Raw genomic sequence first — 18,419 nt, 5'->3', positions numbered from 1 at the left:
CACCCCCGACCTCGACGACGTCTTCTTCGCCCTGACGGAGGCTGCCCGATGAGCACACCCACCGCCCCCGCCCGCCCGGCCCGGATCTCCCTCGCGGTGCGCGACTCCTCCACCATGCTGCGCCGCAACCTCCTGCACGCCCGGCGCTACCCGTCGATGACCCTGAACCTGCTGCTCACGCCGGTCATGCTGTTGCTGCTGTTCGTCTACATCTTCGGCGACACCATGAGCGCGGGGATGGGCAGTGGCGGCGGCCGGTCCGCGTATCTCGCGTATCTCGTCCCGGGCATCCTGCTGATGACCATCGGCGGCACGACGATCGGCACCGCGGTCTCCGTCACCATGGACATGACCGAGGGCATCATCGCCCGCTTCCGCACGATGGCGATCCACCGCCCCTCGGTGCTCGTCGGGCACGTCGTCGGCAGTGTGCTGCAGTGCGTGCTGAGCGTGGTCCTCGTCGGCGCCGTCGCCGTGGCCATCGGCTTCCGGTCCGTCGACGCCACGGCTCTGGAGTGGCTGGCGGCGCTCGGGCTGCTGGTGCTCGTCTCCCTGGCGCTCACCTGGATCGCGGTCGGCATGGGCCTGTCCAGCCCGAACCCGGAGGCCGCCGGCAACAACGCCATGCCGCTGATGGTCCTGCCGCTGCTGTCCAGCGCCTTCGTCCCGCTCGACGCGATGCCGGGCTGGTTCCGGCCGGTCGCCGAGTACCAGCCGTTCACCCCGGCCATCGAGACCCTGCGCGGCCTGCTGCTCGGCACCGGGATCGGCCACAACGGATGGCTCGCCGTGGCCTGGTGCCTGGGTCTCGCGGTGCTCGGCTGCTTCTGGTCGACCTCGAAGTTCAACGCCGACCCGAAGTAGCGGCCAGGACGAGGGACGCCAGGCACGGGGAGCGGCCGGTCAGCTCGCCCCGGAACCGGAGTTCCCGGCCGCCTCCTGCGCGGCGCGGCGGTACTCGGCGTTGATGCGCTGCGCCTCTTCGAGCTGGTCCTCGAGGATGACGATGCGGCAGGCGGCCTCGATCGGGGTTCCCCTGTCGACGAGCTCGCGGGCCCGCGCGGCGATCCGCAGCTGGTAGCGGGAGTAGCGACGATGTCCGCCCTCCGAGCGCAGCGGAGTGATCAGCCGGGCCTCGCCGATGGCTCGGAGGAAACCAGGGGTGGTGCCGAGCATCTCGGCGGCCCGTCCCATGGTGTAAGCGGGGTAGTCGTCGTCGTCCAGACGATCGCTGAGCGGAGTATCTGCTGCCATGTCACCTCGTAGTGCAACGCGTCGAGGGGCCCTGGTGCCGTACGGCACCAGGGCCCCGAAGGAAATTCAACACCATCTGTCGGCCCGTGATGCTCTGCCGACCTTCTGTTTCCGCTACCCGGCCCGGTGACGGGAGGGGTGCGGGGATCGCGGCTGCGTGACCGGGGACCACCATCCAATCCGGGGTCTTGCGGTACCCGGACCGAGGGCTTCCCGGGCCGGGCGATCCTGATGGCGTCTGCTCCTCCGTTCTTCCTCTCTGAACCAACTACTGACCTGCGAACTTCAGGTACTGCTACCCGCCGGTCCGTGTGTGCGGGTCTCACTTGACCTTGTAGACGAGAAAAATGCTAACCGTGGTTCGACGCAATGTCTACTCTGGCAAAGGTAGATTTTGGTGTTCGAGGGCCGCAGGATCCGCGCCTCGCCGCCAAGGCGGCGACATGACGATGAGGGCCCTGCCGACGCGCGTCGGCAGGGCCCTCATCGGGTCCTCAACGGGTGAAGCCCGTTGGATCAGCGGGCGGGGGCGAGGGCCCCCTGCGGTCCGGCGAGGACGTCCCGCAGCCGGATCCGGTCCGTGTAGGCCGGGCTGTCCCGGAGACCGGCCAGCCAGGCCAGCGTGACCAGGCCCGTGCTCTGGTCGTCCCCGTCGCAGAGGACGAGGTGATCGACCCGGGCACCGGCCATGAGGGACAGCGCCACCTCGACCGTCATGTCGTCACGGATCCGGGGCCCGGGCCCGTGCCCGTCGTAGGCCACGGCCGTGGGGGAGCGATGCCCCGCAGGGTGCTGCGTCTGAACCGGCGTCATGGGTGCCTCCTGGCGCGTACGGGTGGGCTGGTGGTCGCAGCGGCCCTACGCGGCGGAGCCGAAGCCGGTCCGCCGCGGGGACCTGGAGCGGACCGCCTCGCCGGCGGGACGGCCCTGCCCGCGGCGATTCCGGCGCGGCCGGGACGAGGACGCGCCGCGGGGGCGTTCCACGACCGGTGCGGTGACGACGACCGGGATGCCGGAGGGGGCCTGGGCGCCGGTGATGCGGCTCAGCTCCGCCTCGCCGGACCGCACCTGGGCGACCTGCGGGGTGATGCCCGCCGAAGCCATCAGCCGGGTCATACCGCGACGCTGGTCGGGGGTCACCAGGGTGACGACGCTGCCGGACTCGCCGGCGCGTGCCGTACGGCCGCCGCGGTGCAGGTAGTCCTTGTGGTCGCTGGGCGGGTCCACGTTGACGACCAGGTCGAGGTTGTCGACGTGGATCCCGCGGGCCGCGACGTTGGTCGCCACCAGGACCGTCACGTGCCCGGTCTTGAACTGGGCCAGGGTCCGTGTGCGCTGCGGCTGGGACTTGCCGCCGTGCAGGGCCGCGGCGCGGACTCCGCTGTTCAGCAGGTGCTTGGTCAGCCGGTCCACCGCGTGCTTGGTGTCGAGGAACATGATCACCCGGCCGTCCCGCGCCGCGATCTCGGTGGTCGTGCGGTGCTTGTCCGCGTCGTGCACATGCAGGACGTGGTGCTCCATCGTGGTGACCGCGCCGGCGGAGGGGTCGACCGAGTGGACGACGGGATCGTGCAGGTAGGTCCGCACCAGCCGGTCGACGTTGCGGTCCAGGGTGGCCGAGAACAGCATCCGCTGCCCGTCCGGACGCACCTGGTCGAGCAGGGCGGTGACCTGCGGCATGAAGCCCATGTCGGCCATCTGGTCGGCCTCGTCGAGGACGGTGACGGCGACGTCGTCCAGCCGGCAGTCGCCGCGGTCGATGAGGTCCTTGAGCCGCCCGGGCGTCGCGACGACCACCTCGGCCCCGCCGCGCAGCGCGGCGGCCTGCCTGCCGAGGGACATCCCGCCGACGACGGTGGCCAGCCGCAGGCTCAGGGAGCGGGCGTACGGCGTGAGCGCGTCCGTGACCTGCTGGGCGAGCTCGCGGGTGGGGACGAGGACGAGGGCGAGCGGCTGCCGCGGCTCGGCCCGCCGACCCGCCGTGCGGGCCAGCGTGGCGAGCCCGAAGGCCAGGGTCTTGCCCGACCCGGTGCGGCCGCGGCCGAGGACGTCACGGCCGGCCAGGGAGTTCGGCAGGGTCGCCGCCTGGATCGGGAACGGCACGCTCACGCCTTCGTGGCCGAGCGTGGCCAGCAGCGCCGCGGGCATGTCGAGATCGGCGAACGACTCGACGGCGGGCAGCGCGGGCGTGATCGTCTTCGGGGGCGCGAACTCGCCCTGGACGGCCCGTCCGGCCGGTCGATTTCCGTAGCCCGCGGAGCGGCGGGGACTGCCGGAACGGGTGCCGCCCGAGCGTTGGGCGCCGGAGCGTTGGGTGCCGGAGCTTCCGGCGAAGCGGTCGTATGTGCGGGGGGTGCGGGATGTGCGGGCGCGCGTCATGCGGGACCTTCCTTGATGGGGCTCGTGGCAAGGAATTCCCGCAGCAGATGAGCGGCGCAGAGAAACTCCCTGAAAAGCAGCGAGCTGGGGCCCGCACCCAGCGGTGCGGGCCCCAGCTGCGAAGTATGCGTCAGCGCCGTTGTCAGGCGGGGACGATGTTCTCGGCCGTCGGGCCCTTCTGGCCCTGCGCGATGTCGAAGGACACCTTCTGGCCTTCCAGCAGCTCACGGAAGCCGGAGGTGGCGATGTTCGAGTAGTGGGCGAAGACGTCGGCGCCGCCGCCGTCCTGCTCGATGAAGCCGAAGCCCTTTTCCGCGTTGAACCACTTCACGGTGCCAGTAGCCATTTTGTTTCTCCTTCGGAGACGGTGCCAGGAACTCACCCTGTGTGAATTCCGTGTCGCCGTGATGATTAACCCGTCGGAAATGAACCTTCTGGCAACCACACCTGCAACTGAGATCGACAGTAGCACGGTGCGATCGGCCGTGTGCGGTCCCTGAATTTCGATCGGACCCGCTGCCGGGGAATACTCGGCGTGCCCCGACTCTATTTCTCATTTCGCGAGCACAGATATTGCCCCGCGCGGGCGCGGTTTTCCCGCCGGGCAGTCCCGCCCGCAGCCCTGTGACCTCCCTCGACGTCGGATGCGCCACGGCCGCCGCCGTCACCGGACGGCCCGGCGCCGGACGCGTCGGAAGCCCCCTGTCGCGATGTAGGTCACATCGGTACGGCACCATGACCTGATGACCCGCATCGCCGAAACCCGCGACGGCGCCCCCGGCCCGGCACGGACCCGTCTGGCGGCGGCCGGGGCGGCGGTGGTGACGGTCGGCGCGGGGCTGGGGCTCAGGACCGTCGCGGCGGGGGACGTGGCCAAGTACGGCGGGGACGCGCTGTACACCGTCCTGCTGCTCACCCTCGTCGTGCTGGCAGCCCCACGGGTGACGCCCCTGGCGGCCGCCGGCAGCGCGCTGGCAGCCAGCTGGGCCGTCGAGTTCCTCCAGCTCAGCCCGGTACCGGCGGAACTCTCCGCGCGCAGCACCCTCGCCCGCCTCGTACTCGGTTCCACCTTCAACGCGCCCGACCTGCTCTGGTACACGGTCGGCGCGGCGACGGGCTGGCTCATCCACACCTTGGTGAGGCCGACTGCCCCGGAGAACGCCGGCACCCCGAAGGAGTTCGTGCCATGACCGGCTTCCGCTGCGAACTCCTCTTCCTCAAGGCCCAAGATGCACCACCGCGGCACAGGCGAGCGCGTGTTCGGATGATTCGGTGATGGCCTTCCGTACGACCTGGTGGAGGGCGTGGGCCGAGCGCTCCGGGTGAAGTCGTCCGTCCGGGCCCAGCAGTCGGTCGTACACGGCGCGGGCGAGGTCCTCGGCGGAGCCGTCCGCGCCCCACACCGGCAGCTGGATCACATGGTCGAAACCGGCGGCCTGGAAGCGCGTCGCCAAGGCCCATGCGTCGCTCTCGAGGACCAGGTCGCTGCCTTCCGTCTCGCGGACCGAGAGGTAGGCCAGTGCTCCGTCGACGACGGGACGGAGTGGGTACTGCTGTTCGTGTGTGCCGTCGGCGCCGAACCGCAGCTGCAGGACGCCCTGGTGGAGACCCGCACGGCCGACGAAGTGGAAGCAGGGGTGATCGCCGAGCTGCGCCGCCACGGTCGCGCCCGTGGCCCGCTCGCCGTGCAGGACCCGGGCGTGCGGGACGCGCCGGCGGATCGCTTCGATCTCCCGCTGCCCGTACGGCAGGTCGTCGTCCGCGAGGACCAGCAGCATCGGCTGGATGGGTCCGCGAGCCGTGTGCCTCTCGTGGTGGCGCGCGGCCGTGAGCGCCTGAAGGCTCGAGGTGTAGGAATGGACCGCGTAATCCATGGCGTTGTCGTGCCGATCTCCCGCCAGGTGCAGGGGCAGGACCGTGAACGGGTCGGTGGGGCACCACCACACACGGGGCAGGGCGTCGGACGGGACCGTGGGGCGCACCCGGACATCCGTTGCGGCGGGGTACGCCCTGCCGGGGTCGGAGGGAGCGGCCGTCCCGAGTGCGGTGAGGACCGGTCCCACCACTCGTTCTCGCAGCCAGTCGAGCACGGCCCACGCCTGGTTTTCCCGCGCCGCCGGATGGTCGTAGCCCATCGCGAGCCGGTATCTGACCGAGTTGTCCGACAGGTGGACGAGGCTCACCCCGGTCAGCGGGAGCACCGACACGCCCTGGCGCGTCACGAGCAGGGCGTCGCAGCGGTGGGCGGCGGCGTTGAGGACGACGACGGGGCCTTCGCTCGCGGCGGCCACCAGCCGTTCGACGGGCACGGGGGCGAGGAAGTCCGCGAAACCGGGAAGGGTGCGCACCGCTCCGACGAGCTGCTCCAGGCGGGCCGGAGCCGGACCCTGTAGCCGGTGGATCCGCGCTGCGGGCGACCGGGGGGAGAGATGGAGGAACGCCCACCACCAGCGCAGTTCCGCGAAGAGTTCCGGCGCGGATTCCCACAGCCGGTCCACCCCGGCGTGGATGCCCTGACGCCAGGCTGCCAGGAGGACGTTGCGCTGTTCCAGAAACTCCAGTGCGCGTTCCGGAGCCCCCGCCTCGATCGCGTGGGCGGCGGCCCCCCGGCTCAACTCCTCCCAGCTCCGGACGAGGTCCGCGTGCTCCCGGCCGGACGTCAGCAGCATCAGAGGCATCAGAGCGGCGACGGTCTCGTAGCTCAGTACGACGTCCTCGGAACGGTTGTGGCGTACCGACAGGTTTCCCCAGACGAGTCCGGCCCGGAGGCGTTGCATCGGCGGGGCGTCCCGGCTGACGGCGATGTCGCGCGCCCTCTCGGCCGCACGGCGGAGGGAGGCGTGCGACGGGTTCGGCCGGAGGGAGACGAACGCGGCCTGGGCCAGAACGATGGGCACCGACTCGGGATCCGTGAACCGGGGGTCGAGTTCGTCGTGGACCAGCAGCGAGTGCAGCTCCTCCAGGGCGCTCGCGACCTCCGCCGACGAGGGGTCGAGGGTATGCAGTTCGAGCAGGGCGTCGGCGCAGGCGACGCTCCGGCCGTCGTCCTGTGCGAAAGCGAGCCCCCTGGTCGCTCTGAGGCTTTCGACGGCCTGGCCCAGTGCGGCGCTGTCCCCGGTCGCCTTGTATCTCAGGACCAGGCATTCGCCTTGCTGCACCAGTGCCGCGTGCTGGTAGGGCAGGTCCGGCTCGTGCCGGGAGTGGAAGACGATGTCCCGGGAGGCGTCGACGGCCCGGTCGAGGGCGGACACGGCCCCGGTCCGGCGGAAGCTGTCGAGCAGGCACCGGTTCAGACTGATGAGCGCCGCCAGCCTCCAGACGGACCTGCTCGGCAGGGACCTGGCCGCCCGTTCGGCGAGATCGACCGCCTCGTCGAGATCCGCGTGCGCGGACAGCACGGCGGCGCGCGTCCGCAGCACGTCACTCAGAGCGTGTCGCAGCCGGGCGCGGAGCAGCTTGTCGTTTCCGGGGCAGATCCTCACCGCCGAACGGCACTGCGTCAGTGCTGCCTCGAGAGCTTCCTGCGAGCCGTCCCGCCAGAACCGGGCCATCTGCACCGACGCGAGCACAGCCGCCCGTTCGGCCTGCACGGACCGCGGTTCCTGGCGGGGTGCGACGGCCTCCGCCCAGTGCTCGGCCTGGTCGAGGACGGCCGGACCCCCTTCCGCCTCGTACCGGGCGACGAGGGCCCGGGCGAGCGGCAGCGCCGCGGCCTCCCGGTCGGCGGGTGACGCGAACGACTCGAACGCCGAGCTCGCGAGATCCAGAGCCTGGCGCAGCGAGCCCCGGCGCGGCTGGATCTCATGGAGGAGCACGTAGGTGTCGAGGAGTTCCGCGACGAGCCGCCCGATGGGGACGGAGCCGCCGAGCAGCCGGTTCACCCAGGTCTCGAGGGTGTCCACGGACCGGTACAGCTGGGAGACATCCCCCGTGTGGCAGAAGATCTGGCGCTGGGCGGCCCCCATGAGGGTGCCGGCTCGCATGCTCAGCTCCAGGTCCGGACCGCCGGTGAGGTCCTGGACGACGTGGACGGTCCGTTCGAGTGACCTTCGCGAGCCGAGGTGAAGACCGTGGAGGTACAGCGTCTCCGCCGCCTCGCAGCCGAGTCCGGGGAAGTCCTGTGGTTCGTACCCGGCATCCAGGGCGCGCTGCGCGAGGGTGAGTGCCTGGCGGAGCACCACGGTGTCGTCGGTCCGGCGGAACTCGTCGAGCAGGTCTCTGATCGCCCGCGTCAGCCGGGGCACCAGCTCGGGGTCCGCCTCGGGTCCGATCAGGCGGGCCAGTTCCTCGTAGGGGGTCACGTCCGGTTGCGGCGCGGACGGTACGGGTGCGTCGATGACGTAGACGTGACCCGCGCCGGTGCGCAGACTGACGGGGCCGGTCCCCACGTCGACGCGGACGACCTCGGCCGCGTCGACCCGCACCGTACGGACGGTGGTGCCCGCGGTGACCTCGACGACCCGGGGAGAGGTGTCGGGGACGAGCACGGCCGCCGCGTCCGTGCCCCTGACCTTCCCCAGCAGCAGCGCCTCGCCCGCGCGCAGGACGCCCAGCGGGGCCTCGCCGAGGGCCGAGGCGATGGACGACACGGTGGCCAGGGTGAGTTCGGGCGGCGCGCCCGGGTCGAGGGACGGAACGTGCGGGCGGGCCGCGTTGGCGAGGCTCCACGCGGTGGCCGTCGACAGGGCCTCCGAGGGCAGCCGTCGCGATGCCTCCGCGAACCAGCCGGCCAGGCCGGACCGGTTCTCCCGCACCAGCGCGTGCAGGGCGCTGTTGAGGTGCTGGGTCGCGCTGTCGGTGTCACCGCTGAGGCTGTCCCACGTGATCTGTTCCTCGAGGAGCAGCGCGGGCGACAGGCCGCGGTGGAACTCGGTGACGATGTCCATGACCTCCCGGAGGCGCGGCTCGCCCTGCAGCCTGTCCACGAGGCCCGCCCGCAGGTAGGGCAGGCATTCCGGGATCAGCGCGATGGCCTCCGGCGTGCGGGCGCCCACCCAGTCGCTGAACCAGAGATCGGCCTCGGCGCCGACGTCCAGGTGGGGCAGGAGCCGGAGCCTGACCGCGCGGATCAGTTCGGGTTCCATGCGGGTCGCGATGCTCAGCACGGTGGCGAGTTCGATCGCACCGGCCGGCGGCGGGGGCGGCAGCTCCCCCGGTGGTCCGGTCACGGAAGCCTCACCGTGGCCCGGCTCGCGGTGGTCGTGCGGTCCCAGCTGACCAGGGGCAGCAGGCCCGTCATCCACCGGGGCCAGCGCCGCGGGGGATACGGGGAGAGCGCGACGACGCCGCACCCGGCCCGGGTGACGAGACCGACGAAGTGCTCCCACTCCTGCCGGGTGCCGCGCTGCGGGTCGTCGGGCGGTCCGCCCAGGCCGAGGTCCGACAGCAGCAGGACGGGCCTGCCGGACTCGGGGGGAACGTAGGCGGTGCGGGTCCAGCGCGCGCCGGGCCCGGTGCCTCGCTGGGGGGTGCCGGAGAAATAGCCCACCTCGACCAGCGAGGGTCCGACCACCGCGCGGACACGGTCGAGGAGTTCGTTCTGGTCGCGGCGGAAGGGCTGCATTCCGGGGCCTCGGTCGACCAGTACCTGGACGCCGTACCGCATCGTGGGCAGGGGGAGGCGGGGCAGTCGGCGGACCGGGCGCCCATGGGCGAGGGTGTCGATGAGCGCCGGGATGTCCACCGCGCCCTCGGGGACCCGCCTGGAGACCATGGCCCGGAGGATGGCGCTGGTCCAGCCGGGGACGAACAGCGGCAGATGTGGGAGCGGGACGCGTTGGGCCGTCGGCCGGGCGAGTGGCCGCACCGGTTCCCGGGGGGTGGGCACGGCCTCGACGCGGACCGGCGGGAGCAACGGCAGTTCCTCCGGCACGTCGGCGTTCGGCGTCTCCTCTTCCGCGGCGGTGGCCGGCGGCGGCTCGTGAGCGGGCTCCGGACGCCGTTCCCGGCGGGGGGCCTCGACCGGAGCCCGGGGTCCTTCGGGTTCGGCGAACGGCATGACCTGCCCGGCGTCCGGCACGGCAGGGGGGACGAACCCCAGCATCTCCAGGACTCGGGCCCGCTCCTCGTCGGTCCGGGCGACCTCCAGGGCCCGGACGACATCGCTCACCCAGATCTGCGCACGCACCGCGTCACCTCTCCTGCTGCGGCGACTTGGCCAGCGTCAGACTCCGCACCAGCGGCCACTGCGGGTACCCGGGGCGGACGTTCAGCTCACGGCAGGCGCGCAGGGCGTCCAGATACTCGGCGGTACTGGGCAGCCGCTCCCGGCCGAGCTGCTCGTTCTCCCGCACGTGGACGAGCTCATCGGCCAGGGCGACGGCGAGATCGACCATCTCGTTGTCGAAGGGCACGCCCTCGTGTTCCAGATGCATCTGTGCGATCCGCACCAGGTTCTCGGGGGTGGGGCCGGGCAGGGTGTACGTGACGCAGCGCCGCAGGAACGCCTGCGGGAGCTGCCGCTCCCCGTTGGTGGTGATGACGATCAGCGGGGCGGGGACATCCGGCTCGCGCCGGACGGTCGTCCCGGTCTCGGCGATGGTGAACTCCTGCGAGCCCAGCGGGACGAGCAGGCTGTTCGGGACGTCCGGGTCGGCCTTGTCGATCTCGTCGATGAGGACGACGGCCCCCCGCGTCCCGTGCTCGTGCTGGAACCGGTTCAGGGGATCATGGTGATGGACGTCCCGGAGCAGGCCCCCGCGGGTGCGGGCGGACTCGGGGGCGAGCGACCACCACAGGACACCGGGGTCGACGTAGGCGCCGTCGTTCAGCCTGCCGTGGTGCGCCTGGGCGTCTCCCAGCCTGCGCACACTGTCGAACGTCCACAGCAGGTCCGTCGCCTGGGTCCGGGACGTGACGACGTGTTCGTAGTACCGCAGGTGCTTCTCGCGGGCGTAGAACGGGGCCAGGGAGGACTTGCCCGATCCCGGGTCCCCGCTCAGCAGCAGCGGCCGGTCGGTGGCCAGGGCGACGTCGATCGCGAGCTGGAGCTCCTGCGACAGGACGTAGATCCTGCCGTCCCGCGAGTCCGGGCCATGGGGGACGAATCGGGACATGAAGGCTCCTAGCAGAGGCCGGCGAGACGGTCGGGCAGTTGTCTGAGGCGCTTGCTGCGGAGCGCTGCCGTCTTCTCGTCCTCCGCGGTGAGCAGGGGCTCCAGCAGCACCGCGTTCTTGAAGGCGCTCCTGACCTTGTCGTCCGGGGGCGCGGTGCCCGTGGTCACCAGGATGATCAGCCAGGAGAACGCACGGTGGAGGAGGTTGACGGCCTCGGCGAATTCGGCGTCGGGTGGGCGCAGTTCGTTGATGACGAGGTAGTGGGTCCGGGAGCCGAGGTCGTTCGGGAGCATCCGCTCCTCCGGGGAGTCGGCGTCGAAGAACTCCTTCCAGACCGCGTCCTCCCAGGTGCGGATCCGTTCCCCGACCCGGTCCTCGCCCATGGGCAGGCTTCCGATCGTCTTCGTCTCGAAGCCGTGGCTGGCGTTGCACGTGGCCCGGCGTATGTACTGCTCGGCCGTGCTGTTCGAGAAGGCGTTGAGCAGGAGGGTCATCTCGTGCGGCTGTCGGCCCGGGGCGGGCAGGGCACCGCGCGCGGCCTCCTCGTCGACCCAGGTGGCGTTCAGCGCGCTGGTCAGCCGGCGGATGGTCTGATCCTGGAGGGACGGAGCGAGGACGTCGAGTGCCTTCTCCATCCGCTCGGGAGGGGCCACGAGGAACTGATGGGCCAGGAAGAGGCAACCGCCGTGCCGGCCGGTGACATGCGCGCGGAACTCCGGCTCGACCTTGAGCTCCCTCGCGGCCTCGGCCAGCACGCCCGGCTCTGTCCGGGCTTCGGACAGGTACAGGGCCAGCCGACTGAGCCAGACACTCATCGGGTCCCGGCCCGTGGCCGCCCGGGGGAGTTCGGCGAAACGTCCCAGAACCTTGTCGGCGAGGCTCCTGGCGTCCGGCTCGGCGTCCCGCGCGGTGCGCGCGAACTGGATCGGCCGGAGTTCCTCCAGGCCCGCGTGCTTGACGGCTCCGGTCGTCAGGCCGTCCAGCAGCACGGGCACCACGAGCAGGGGCGCGCCGAGCGCCCTGCGCCACATGAGGATGTTGACCTCGCGCCGTACCCAGTGGGACCGCAGGGCGGCCTCGTTGAGCAGGACGACGGCCGCGTCGCAGCGGGCGAGCCAGTCGACGAGTTCGGGACGCCACTCGTCGCCCGGTTCGATGCCCGACTGGTCCACGAGCGGGGTGTGGGACTTGCCGCGGAGGCCTTCCTCGATCTTCTGGAGTACGGCCATGGCGAACGCGTCGCCCCGCGCACTGTGACTGATGAACACGTCCCCCACGCAGCCGATTGTGATCCATCGTCAGCCGTGGTGCGGGCAAGTCTCACAAACCGGCGTCGAACTCGGACTTGGCGACGATGATGCGCCAGCGGCGGAGTTCCTCGGTGAGCGTCGACTCGACGCGGACGACCAGCGACCGGAACCGGTCGGCGCGTTCGGCGTCGGCGGGCCCGGCCAGCAGACCGCGCAGGGTGTGCTCGTGCTCCAGCAGTTCCTGGCGGGTCTCGCGGTAGGAGGCCGCCAGGCGCTGCGAGGCGAACAGGTTCTGCACCGCCAGGGCCATGTTGCACAGGGGCGGCAGGCCCGCGGCGAGCAGGGCGATGACCGCCGAGGTCGTCGACGGATCGTCGCCGGTCCGGCCCGAGTGGAGGAGAACGGCGTACGCCACGGCGACGGCGACCGCCGCCAGGACCGCGGCCTTGGCCGTCCTGCCGAGCCTGTCCTCGGTGCGTTCGCAGGTACCGGCAGCCAGCTCGAAGAAGAGGACCTGCCGTTTGACGCGGTAGTCGAGATAGGTCCGCATCCGCTCGGTGGTCTCGGCGGTGGTGTCGGGCAGGCCGTTGTCCCTCTGCAGCCAGACCGTGTCCTGCCAGGGGCTCTCCGTGCCGTCCGGGCCCCGGTCGGAGAGCCGGGCGAACGTGCCGAGTTCGGCGGGGCCGGCGGCGGCGAGCCGGCTCAGCCGGGCGTCGCGGACCTGCCCGGCTTCCTCATCGGTGCGCCCCAGGTAGGGACCGACGGCCGCCAGGAGGAGGAACATCTCGCGGCGGAAGAGTTCGGCCCTGATCCGGCTGGTGACCCAGGGCTGCGACGGCTCCTGACTGGTCCAGACCGTCCACACCATGGAGACGAGGAGCAGGCACTCGGCGAGGACGAAACCGAGGCCCAGATCGCCGCCGTGCTCCAGGAACACCGTCTGCGCGGTCAGGCACATCACCGCGAGCGCGGGCAGCACGGCGAGCCGGATGCCGGTCGCGCGGTACCGCCCCTGCTGGTCCACCGGGGTGTCGCCCGCCGGCCGCGGCAGGATGTTCGGGTAGTCGATCGGCCGGCGTATCCCCGGTGCGGGGGCCCATGCCTCACGCCGCGGCCGGGTGGCCCGGCGCCGGCGACGGTGCGCCCACCGCCGGCCGAGCAGGTAGCCGCAGTCCAGGAGCACCAGCAGCCAGATCACCCCGACGACCGGCAGCGAGACGACGAAGACCGGTGCTCCGCTCAGCACGGCCGCCGCGGTCCAGGCCGACAAGGCGAGGCTCACCCCGACGGCCACCCAAATCCGCACCGAAGTCCGCACGTTCCCCCCTCTGTGGCGCGGAGGGTGACGGTATCGGAGATGACCGGGACCGGACCCGCGAACACCGCAAGAGGTCGGCCCGGGACCGTCACGCTCTGCAATCTCATCCGTTGAGCATGCGTGAACAGCACCTACTCATCCGTCGAACGCCTGCTCGCGGCCGACCCCGCTTTCAGCCTTCGCCCCCTGCAAGTCGCCCAGCTCACCCGCGGCTGGGCCGTCGATGTCACCGCGGCCGACCTCGACATGCTCGCCGCGTCCGTCGACGCTCCGCGCCGGCTGTCGGCCAAGCGCGGTTGTCTCGGGGACACCGGCGCCAATGTGGAGCTGGCGCGGATGCTGGAGGAGCGGCCCGAGGACTTCGGCGCGGTCGGCCAGATCGTGCTGGGCGCGGACGCGGTCCAGCTCCAGCCCGGCCCGCGCCTGTTCGCCGACACCCTGTTCGTCGTCGGACTCGAATGCATCGACGGCCTCCAGCGATTGAGGGTCATCGCCGACCTGCGGGACCGGCTGCCCCGCGAGCACCTCCAGCGGGCCGTCATCCGCCTGGAGATCCGCTGCGGCGCCGAGCGGGACCGGGCCCGCCATGCCTACGACGTCGAGGACCGCTACCGCAACGGGTCGACCGCCCAGGACCGTTTGATCCGCTGTCCGAACATCCGCCGCCTGATGGAGGGCGACTGGGAGAAGGGGGACTTCGATCCCCGCCGGGGCATGACCGCGGGGCCCCATGGATCGCGTTTCTCCATGGCCGAGGTGACGTCCGCCCTGGCGTGTCTGTCGGACGATCCGCTGCCGACCGCGGCGAACCTGGCCGCCACGCCGGAGGGACAGGAGACCCTGTGGAGCGACCGCACCTCCGCGGTCTACCGCAGTGTCTTCCACGGCAGCATGACCCCGGTGGGCGTGATGCGTGCCGTCGAGGCGTGGCGGACGGCGCGTTCGGCGCTGGACGCGATGCCGAGGAAGTCCCGGCAGGGGCACGGCCACCTCATCGAGTACGCGCCGGACCTGATCTGCTGGAAGGCCTGCCGCTGGATGCCGCTGATGTCGCTGCACGGCAAGTCGGCCTTCCGCTGGGACAGGGAGATCGACCGCCAACTGCCCGGCCGCACGGTCCGGGCGGCGGAGGCGCTGGTGGCGCGCTACAAGGAGCTGCATCCGGAACACGGCCGCCCCGGCAGCTCCTACAAGTCGGAGGCGCCCCGGCTCGGCCTGTGGAGGGAACTCGCGGACTGCGCGGTGTGACCCTGTCCTCGTCGAAGGTCCAGGGGATCGTGGCGCCGTCGCCGGGGGAGAGGCCCTCGCCGAGCGCGGCCACGGCGGCGGCTCCGTGCCCGGCCGCGAGCAGCGGCGTGCGGATGTCCTGTTCCAGGTCGGGCAGGTAGCCGAGGAGGACGTCGGCGGGCCCCTCGATCCGTACGCGGCCCAGTGCGGCCGGCAGCAGCAGGGTCCGGGCGCGTCCCAGCCGCTCGGACCGGCCGCCGGACTCCACGGTGACCGGGGCACCGGCGTTGCTGACGACCAGGGCGGTGGAGAAGTCGTGCACCAGCGGGGCCGAGGTGCCCGCACGCCACCGCTCCAGGGCGAAGTACGGCCCCGCGCACAGCACGGTGCGCTCCACCCCGTCGTCGACCCGGACGCTCAGACCGGAGTGGAACTCGGGGCGCGGGCCCGGACGCCACTCGTCGAGGAGCCGCCCGAGGTTGGCGTGCCACTCCTCGTCGTCCAGCTCCGAGCCGTCCTCCATGTGCCGGCGCATGGCGTGCTGCTGGATGTCGGAGGTCTGCTCGATCTCGTAGACCAGGGTGCCGGGGCCGAAACTGTGCAGGGTGCCGCCGGGGACGTAGACCGTCTGCCCGGCCCGCACCGGAAGCCGGCGCAGGACCGCGTCGAAGTCCTGGGCGAGCAGGGCCCGGTGCAGCGTGTCCCGGTCCACACCGGGTTTCGTGCCCACCAGCGCGGTGGCTCCCGGGGCCGCGTCGAGGACGTGCCACGCCTCGGTCTTGCCGTGGGGCTCGCCCTCCAGCCGGCGTGCGGTGTCGTCGTCGGCGTGCAGATGGACCGGGAGGGTCCCGGTGCCGTCGATGAACTTGGTCAGCACCGGGAAGCGCGGGCCGCGCCACCCGCGCCCCATGAGCTCGTCGGGGTGCTCCTCGACCAGTCGGCGCAGGGTGTGGCCGGCCAGCGAGCCGTCCGCGACGCGTGCCCCCTCGCCGTCCACGTCGCTGACCTCCCAGGTCTCGGCGACCGGACCGTCGGGCAGGCCGGTACGGCCCAGCCGTCCGGCGAGGACCCGGCCGCCGAAGACGTGCTGCTTGACCGGGGTGGTCAGCCGCAAGGGATACCAGTCCACGCTCACTCCTGATTCCTGACGACGAGTCAGAGGGCGGGATGTCAGAGGGCGGGATGTCAGAGGATGGGCTGGCCGCCGGTGACGGCGATGCGCGCGCCCGAGACGTACGCGGCCTCGTCCGAGGCGAGCATGACGTACACCGGGGCGACTTCGGCGGGCTGTCCGGCCCGGCCCAGCGGCGACTGGTCGCCACCGAAGTCCTCGACCTGCTCGGGCGGCATCGTGGCGGGGATCAGCGGCGTCCAGATGGGTCCGGGGGCGACGCTGTTGACCCGGATGCCCCGCTCGGCGAGCGACTGGGACAGCGAACCGACCATGTTGGCCAGGCCCGCCTTCGTCGCGTTGTACGCCAGCAGCCCCGGCGGCGGCGAGTCGGAGTTCACCGAACTGGACGCGATGATCGACGCGCCCGGCTTCATGTGCGGCACCGCCGCCTTGCAGAGGTGGAACATGGCGCCGAGGTTGGTCGCCAGGGTGTGGTCCCACTCCTCGTCGGGGACCTCCTCGATCGAGTCGCGGAACATCTGGAACGCCGCGTTGCTCACCAGGACGTCGATCCGGCCGAACACCTCGACGGCCCGGGCCACCACCTCCCGGCAGTGCGCGGGATCGGACAGGTCGCCCGGCACCAGCACCGCCTTGCGGCCGGCCTCCTCCACCCAGCGCGCCGTGTCACGGGCGTCGTCGCCCTCCTCCTCCAGGTACGACAGGACGACATCGGCGCCCTCCCGGGCGTAGGCGATCGCGACGGCCTTGCCGATGCCGCTGTCGCCGCCGGTGATCACGGCCGCCTTCCCGGCCAGCCGGCCCGATCCGCGGTAGCTCTGCTCACCGTGGTCGGCCCGCGGCCGCAGGGCCGCCTCGGTACCGGGAGGGTGCTGCTGCTGTGCGGGCTTGTGCATGGGGAAGTACCTCGCGCGGTTTTCTTGCGTGCAAAAGCGGTTTTCATGCGTTCAAAAAATGCGGCAAAAAGCGAGGGCGACGGTGCCCCTGCCCTGTCGCGGGTTACCCGGGCGCCCAGGGACAAACGAGTCCTGACGGCAAGCGCCCGACGTAAGGAGACCCGATGGTCCCGCCCCGGAATCGCGCACAGGAACAGGGAAAACGCCACACCGACCGTGCGGAACCGCGCGGTCGCGTGCTGCTCACGGACCCGCTGACCAACAAGGGCGTCGCCTTCACCCAGGAGGAGCGGGAGCGCCACGGCCTGGTCGGCGCGCTGCCGCCCGCGGTGCTCTCCCTGGAACTCCAGGCCCGCCGCGCCTGGGAGCAACTGCGGGCGCAGCCCGACGACCTGGCGAAGAACGTCTACCTGGAGCAGCTCCACGACCGCAACGAGGTCCTCTACTTCCGGCTGCTCACCGACCACCTCACCGAACTGCTGCCGATCGTGTACGACCCGACCGTGGGTGAGGCGGTCAAGCACTACAGCCACGAGTACCGGCGGCCGCGCGGTGTCTACCTGTCCGTCGACCGCCCCCAGGACATCCGCCCGGCGTTCCAGGCGCTGGGCCTGGGCCCCGACGACGTCGACCTGCTGGTCGCCACCGATGCCGAGCAGCTCCTCGGCATCGGCGACTGGGGCGTCGGCGGCATGCAGCTCTCGGTCGGCAAGCTGGCGGTCTACACCGCCGCGGCGGGCCTCCACCCGGGGCGGGCCGTTCCGGTGATGCTCGACGTCGGCACCGACAACCAGGCGCTGCTCAACGACCCGCTCTACGTCGGCAACCGGCACAGCCGGGTGCGCGGCGAGGCGTACGACTCGTTCGTCGCCGCCTTCGTGGAGGCGGTGGGCGAGCTGTTCCCGCACGCGCTGCTGCACTGGGAGGACTTCGGCCCCGGCAACGGCCGCCGCATCCTCCAGCAGTACGGCGAGAAGCTGTGCACCTTCAACGACGACATGCAGGGCACCGGCGCGATCACCCTGGCCTGCGTCATGAACGCCGCACGGGTCACCGGCACGCCCATGCGGGACCAGCGGATCGTGGTCTTCGGCGCCGGGACGGCGGGCGTGGGCATCGCCGACCAGCTGCGCGACGCCATGGTCCGCGACGGCCTGGACCGCGAGGAGGCCACCCGCCGCATCTGGTGCCTGGACCGCCAGGGCCTGCTGCGCCAGTCCACCGAGGGACTGCGCGACTACCAGCAGCCGTACGCGCGCCCCGACGACGAGTGGCCCGACGACAGGCCGGCCGACCTGCCGGGCGTGGTGGAGCACGTCCACCCGACCGTACTGGTGGGGACCTCCACCCGGCACGGGGCCTTCACCGAGGACGTGGTCCGCGCGATGGCCGGCCACGTGGACCGGCCGGTCGTGCTGCCGCTGTCCAACCCCACGGAGAAGATCGAGGCCATGCCAGAGGACGTACTGCGGTGGACCGGCGGCAAGGCCCTGGTCGCCACCGGCATCCCGGTGCCTCCGGTGGAGCTGGACGGCACGACGTACGTCATCGGCCAGGCCAACAACGCCCTCGTCTACCCCGGGCTGGGGCTGGGCGCCGTGGTGGCGGGCGCCGAGCGGGTCACCGACGGCATGCTCCAGGCCGCGGCGGAAGCCGTTGCCGGCCTCGCCGACCTGTCGGGGCCCGGCGCCGCCCTGCTGCCGGAGGTGGAGAACCTGCGCGCCTCCTCGGCCGTGGTCGCCGCGGCCGTCGCCCGCCGCGCCGCCGAGGAGGGCGTCGCCCGGGCCCGCCTCGACGACGTGATCCAGCAGGTCCAGGACGCCATGTGGCAGCCCGAGTACGACTGACGGGCGGCCCGGCCCGGAGTGCGGCGGCGACAGGCGGACGCATGCGACTTATGTAATA

At 71.9% G+C, this 18,419-nt stretch carries 14 protein-coding genes; 3 read left to right on the top strand and 11 right to left on the bottom strand.

Annotated elements, in window-relative coordinates; translation table 11 throughout:
* Window positions 1-48: 48 nt before the first annotated feature.
* Window positions 49-864, top strand: a complete 816-nt coding sequence (locus ABZ386_RS17515; protein WP_358965023.1) for an ABC transporter permease — start codon at window positions 49-51, stop codon at window positions 862-864.
* Window positions 865-903: 39 nt separating this feature from the next.
* Here the strand turns inward: ABZ386_RS17515 and ABZ386_RS17510 are convergent, their stop codons facing one another.
* The 4 genes from ABZ386_RS17510 to ABZ386_RS17495 form a co-directional block, all read right to left on the bottom strand.
* The gene (locus ABZ386_RS17510) at window positions 904-1,254 is read right to left on the bottom strand and encodes a MerR family transcriptional regulator (protein WP_114254296.1); all 351 of its coding nucleotides are present in this window, start codon (window positions 1,252-1,254) and stop codon (window positions 904-906) included.
* Between the two features lie 516 nt (window positions 1,255-1,770).
* Complete coding sequence (locus ABZ386_RS17505) at window positions 1,771-1,971, bottom strand: hypothetical protein (protein ID WP_351339892.1); 201 nt, start codon at window positions 1,969-1,971, stop codon at window positions 1,771-1,773.
* 141 nt (window positions 1,972-2,112) lie between these two features.
* A complete protein-coding gene (locus tag ABZ386_RS17500; protein WP_358965022.1) occupies window positions 2,113-3,633 on the bottom strand; it encodes a DEAD/DEAH box helicase in 1,521 nt (506 codons plus the stop codon).
* Between the two features lie 142 nt (window positions 3,634-3,775).
* Window positions 3,776-3,979: a cold-shock protein gene (locus ABZ386_RS17495; protein ID WP_070024256.1), complete on the bottom strand. Its 204-nt coding sequence runs from the start codon at window positions 3,977-3,979 to the stop codon at window positions 3,776-3,778.
* A 397-nt stretch (window positions 3,980-4,376) separates the two neighbouring features.
* Between ABZ386_RS17495 and ABZ386_RS17490 the strand changes: the two genes are divergently transcribed.
* Window positions 4,377-4,823, top strand: coding sequence for a DUF2809 domain-containing protein (locus ABZ386_RS17490; protein WP_351339123.1), 447 nt, complete (start codon window positions 4,377-4,379; stop codon window positions 4,821-4,823).
* A 27-nt stretch (window positions 4,824-4,850) separates the two neighbouring features.
* Here ABZ386_RS17490 and ABZ386_RS17485 read toward each other — a convergent pair whose 3' ends face one another.
* The 7 genes from ABZ386_RS17485 to ABZ386_RS17455 form a co-directional block, all read right to left on the bottom strand.
* The gene (locus tag ABZ386_RS17485; protein ID WP_358965021.1) at window positions 4,851-8,801 is read right to left on the bottom strand and encodes a hypothetical protein; all 3,951 of its coding nucleotides are present in this window, start codon (window positions 8,799-8,801) and stop codon (window positions 4,851-4,853) included.
* Window positions 8,798-9,760: a hypothetical protein gene (locus tag ABZ386_RS17480; RefSeq protein ID WP_355715437.1), complete on the bottom strand. Its 963-nt coding sequence runs from the start codon at window positions 9,758-9,760 to the stop codon at window positions 8,798-8,800. Before ABZ386_RS17480 ends, ABZ386_RS17485 begins: the two co-directional genes overlap by 4 nt.
* A 4-nt stretch (window positions 9,761-9,764) precedes the next feature.
* Window positions 9,765-10,688 carry a MoxR family ATPase gene (locus tag ABZ386_RS17475; RefSeq protein ID WP_351339131.1) on the bottom strand — a complete coding sequence of 308 codons (924 nt, stop codon included), beginning with the start codon at window positions 10,686-10,688 and terminating at the stop codon, window positions 9,765-9,767.
* A gap of 8 nt (window positions 10,689-10,696) precedes the next feature.
* Window positions 10,697-11,965, bottom strand: a complete 1,269-nt coding sequence (locus ABZ386_RS17470) for a toll/interleukin-1 receptor domain-containing protein (RefSeq protein ID WP_351339134.1) — start codon at window positions 11,963-11,965, stop codon at window positions 10,697-10,699.
* 43 nt (window positions 11,966-12,008) lie between these two features.
* A complete protein-coding gene (locus ABZ386_RS17465; protein ID WP_356502761.1) occupies window positions 12,009-13,256 on the bottom strand; it encodes a hypothetical protein in 1,248 nt (415 codons plus the stop codon).
* A gap of 991 nt (window positions 13,257-14,247) precedes the next feature.
* Window positions 14,248-15,612 carry a mannose-6-phosphate isomerase gene (locus tag ABZ386_RS17460; RefSeq protein WP_358965020.1) on the bottom strand — a complete coding sequence of 455 codons (1,365 nt, stop codon included), beginning with the start codon at window positions 15,610-15,612 and terminating at the stop codon, window positions 14,248-14,250.
* A 56-nt stretch (window positions 15,613-15,668) separates the two neighbouring features.
* Window positions 15,669-16,514, bottom strand: a complete 846-nt coding sequence (locus ABZ386_RS17455) for an SDR family oxidoreductase (RefSeq protein WP_351339144.1) — start codon at window positions 16,512-16,514, stop codon at window positions 15,669-15,671.
* Window positions 16,515-16,678: 164 nt separating this feature from the next.
* Here ABZ386_RS17455 and ABZ386_RS17450 point away from each other — a divergent pair, with 164 nt between their 5' ends.
* Complete coding sequence (locus ABZ386_RS17450) at window positions 16,679-18,361, top strand: NAD-dependent malic enzyme (protein ID WP_356669207.1); 1,683 nt, start codon at window positions 16,679-16,681, stop codon at window positions 18,359-18,361.
* Window positions 18,362-18,419: the final 58 nt, after the last annotated feature.

This window comes from Streptomyces sp. NPDC006140 (assembly GCF_040628815.1).
Classification (GTDB): Bacteria; Actinomycetota; Actinomycetes; order Streptomycetales; family Streptomycetaceae; genus Streptomyces.
The sequence above is the reverse complement of the archived record's forward strand: the minus strand, read 5'-3'. Positions and strand labels throughout refer to the sequence as shown.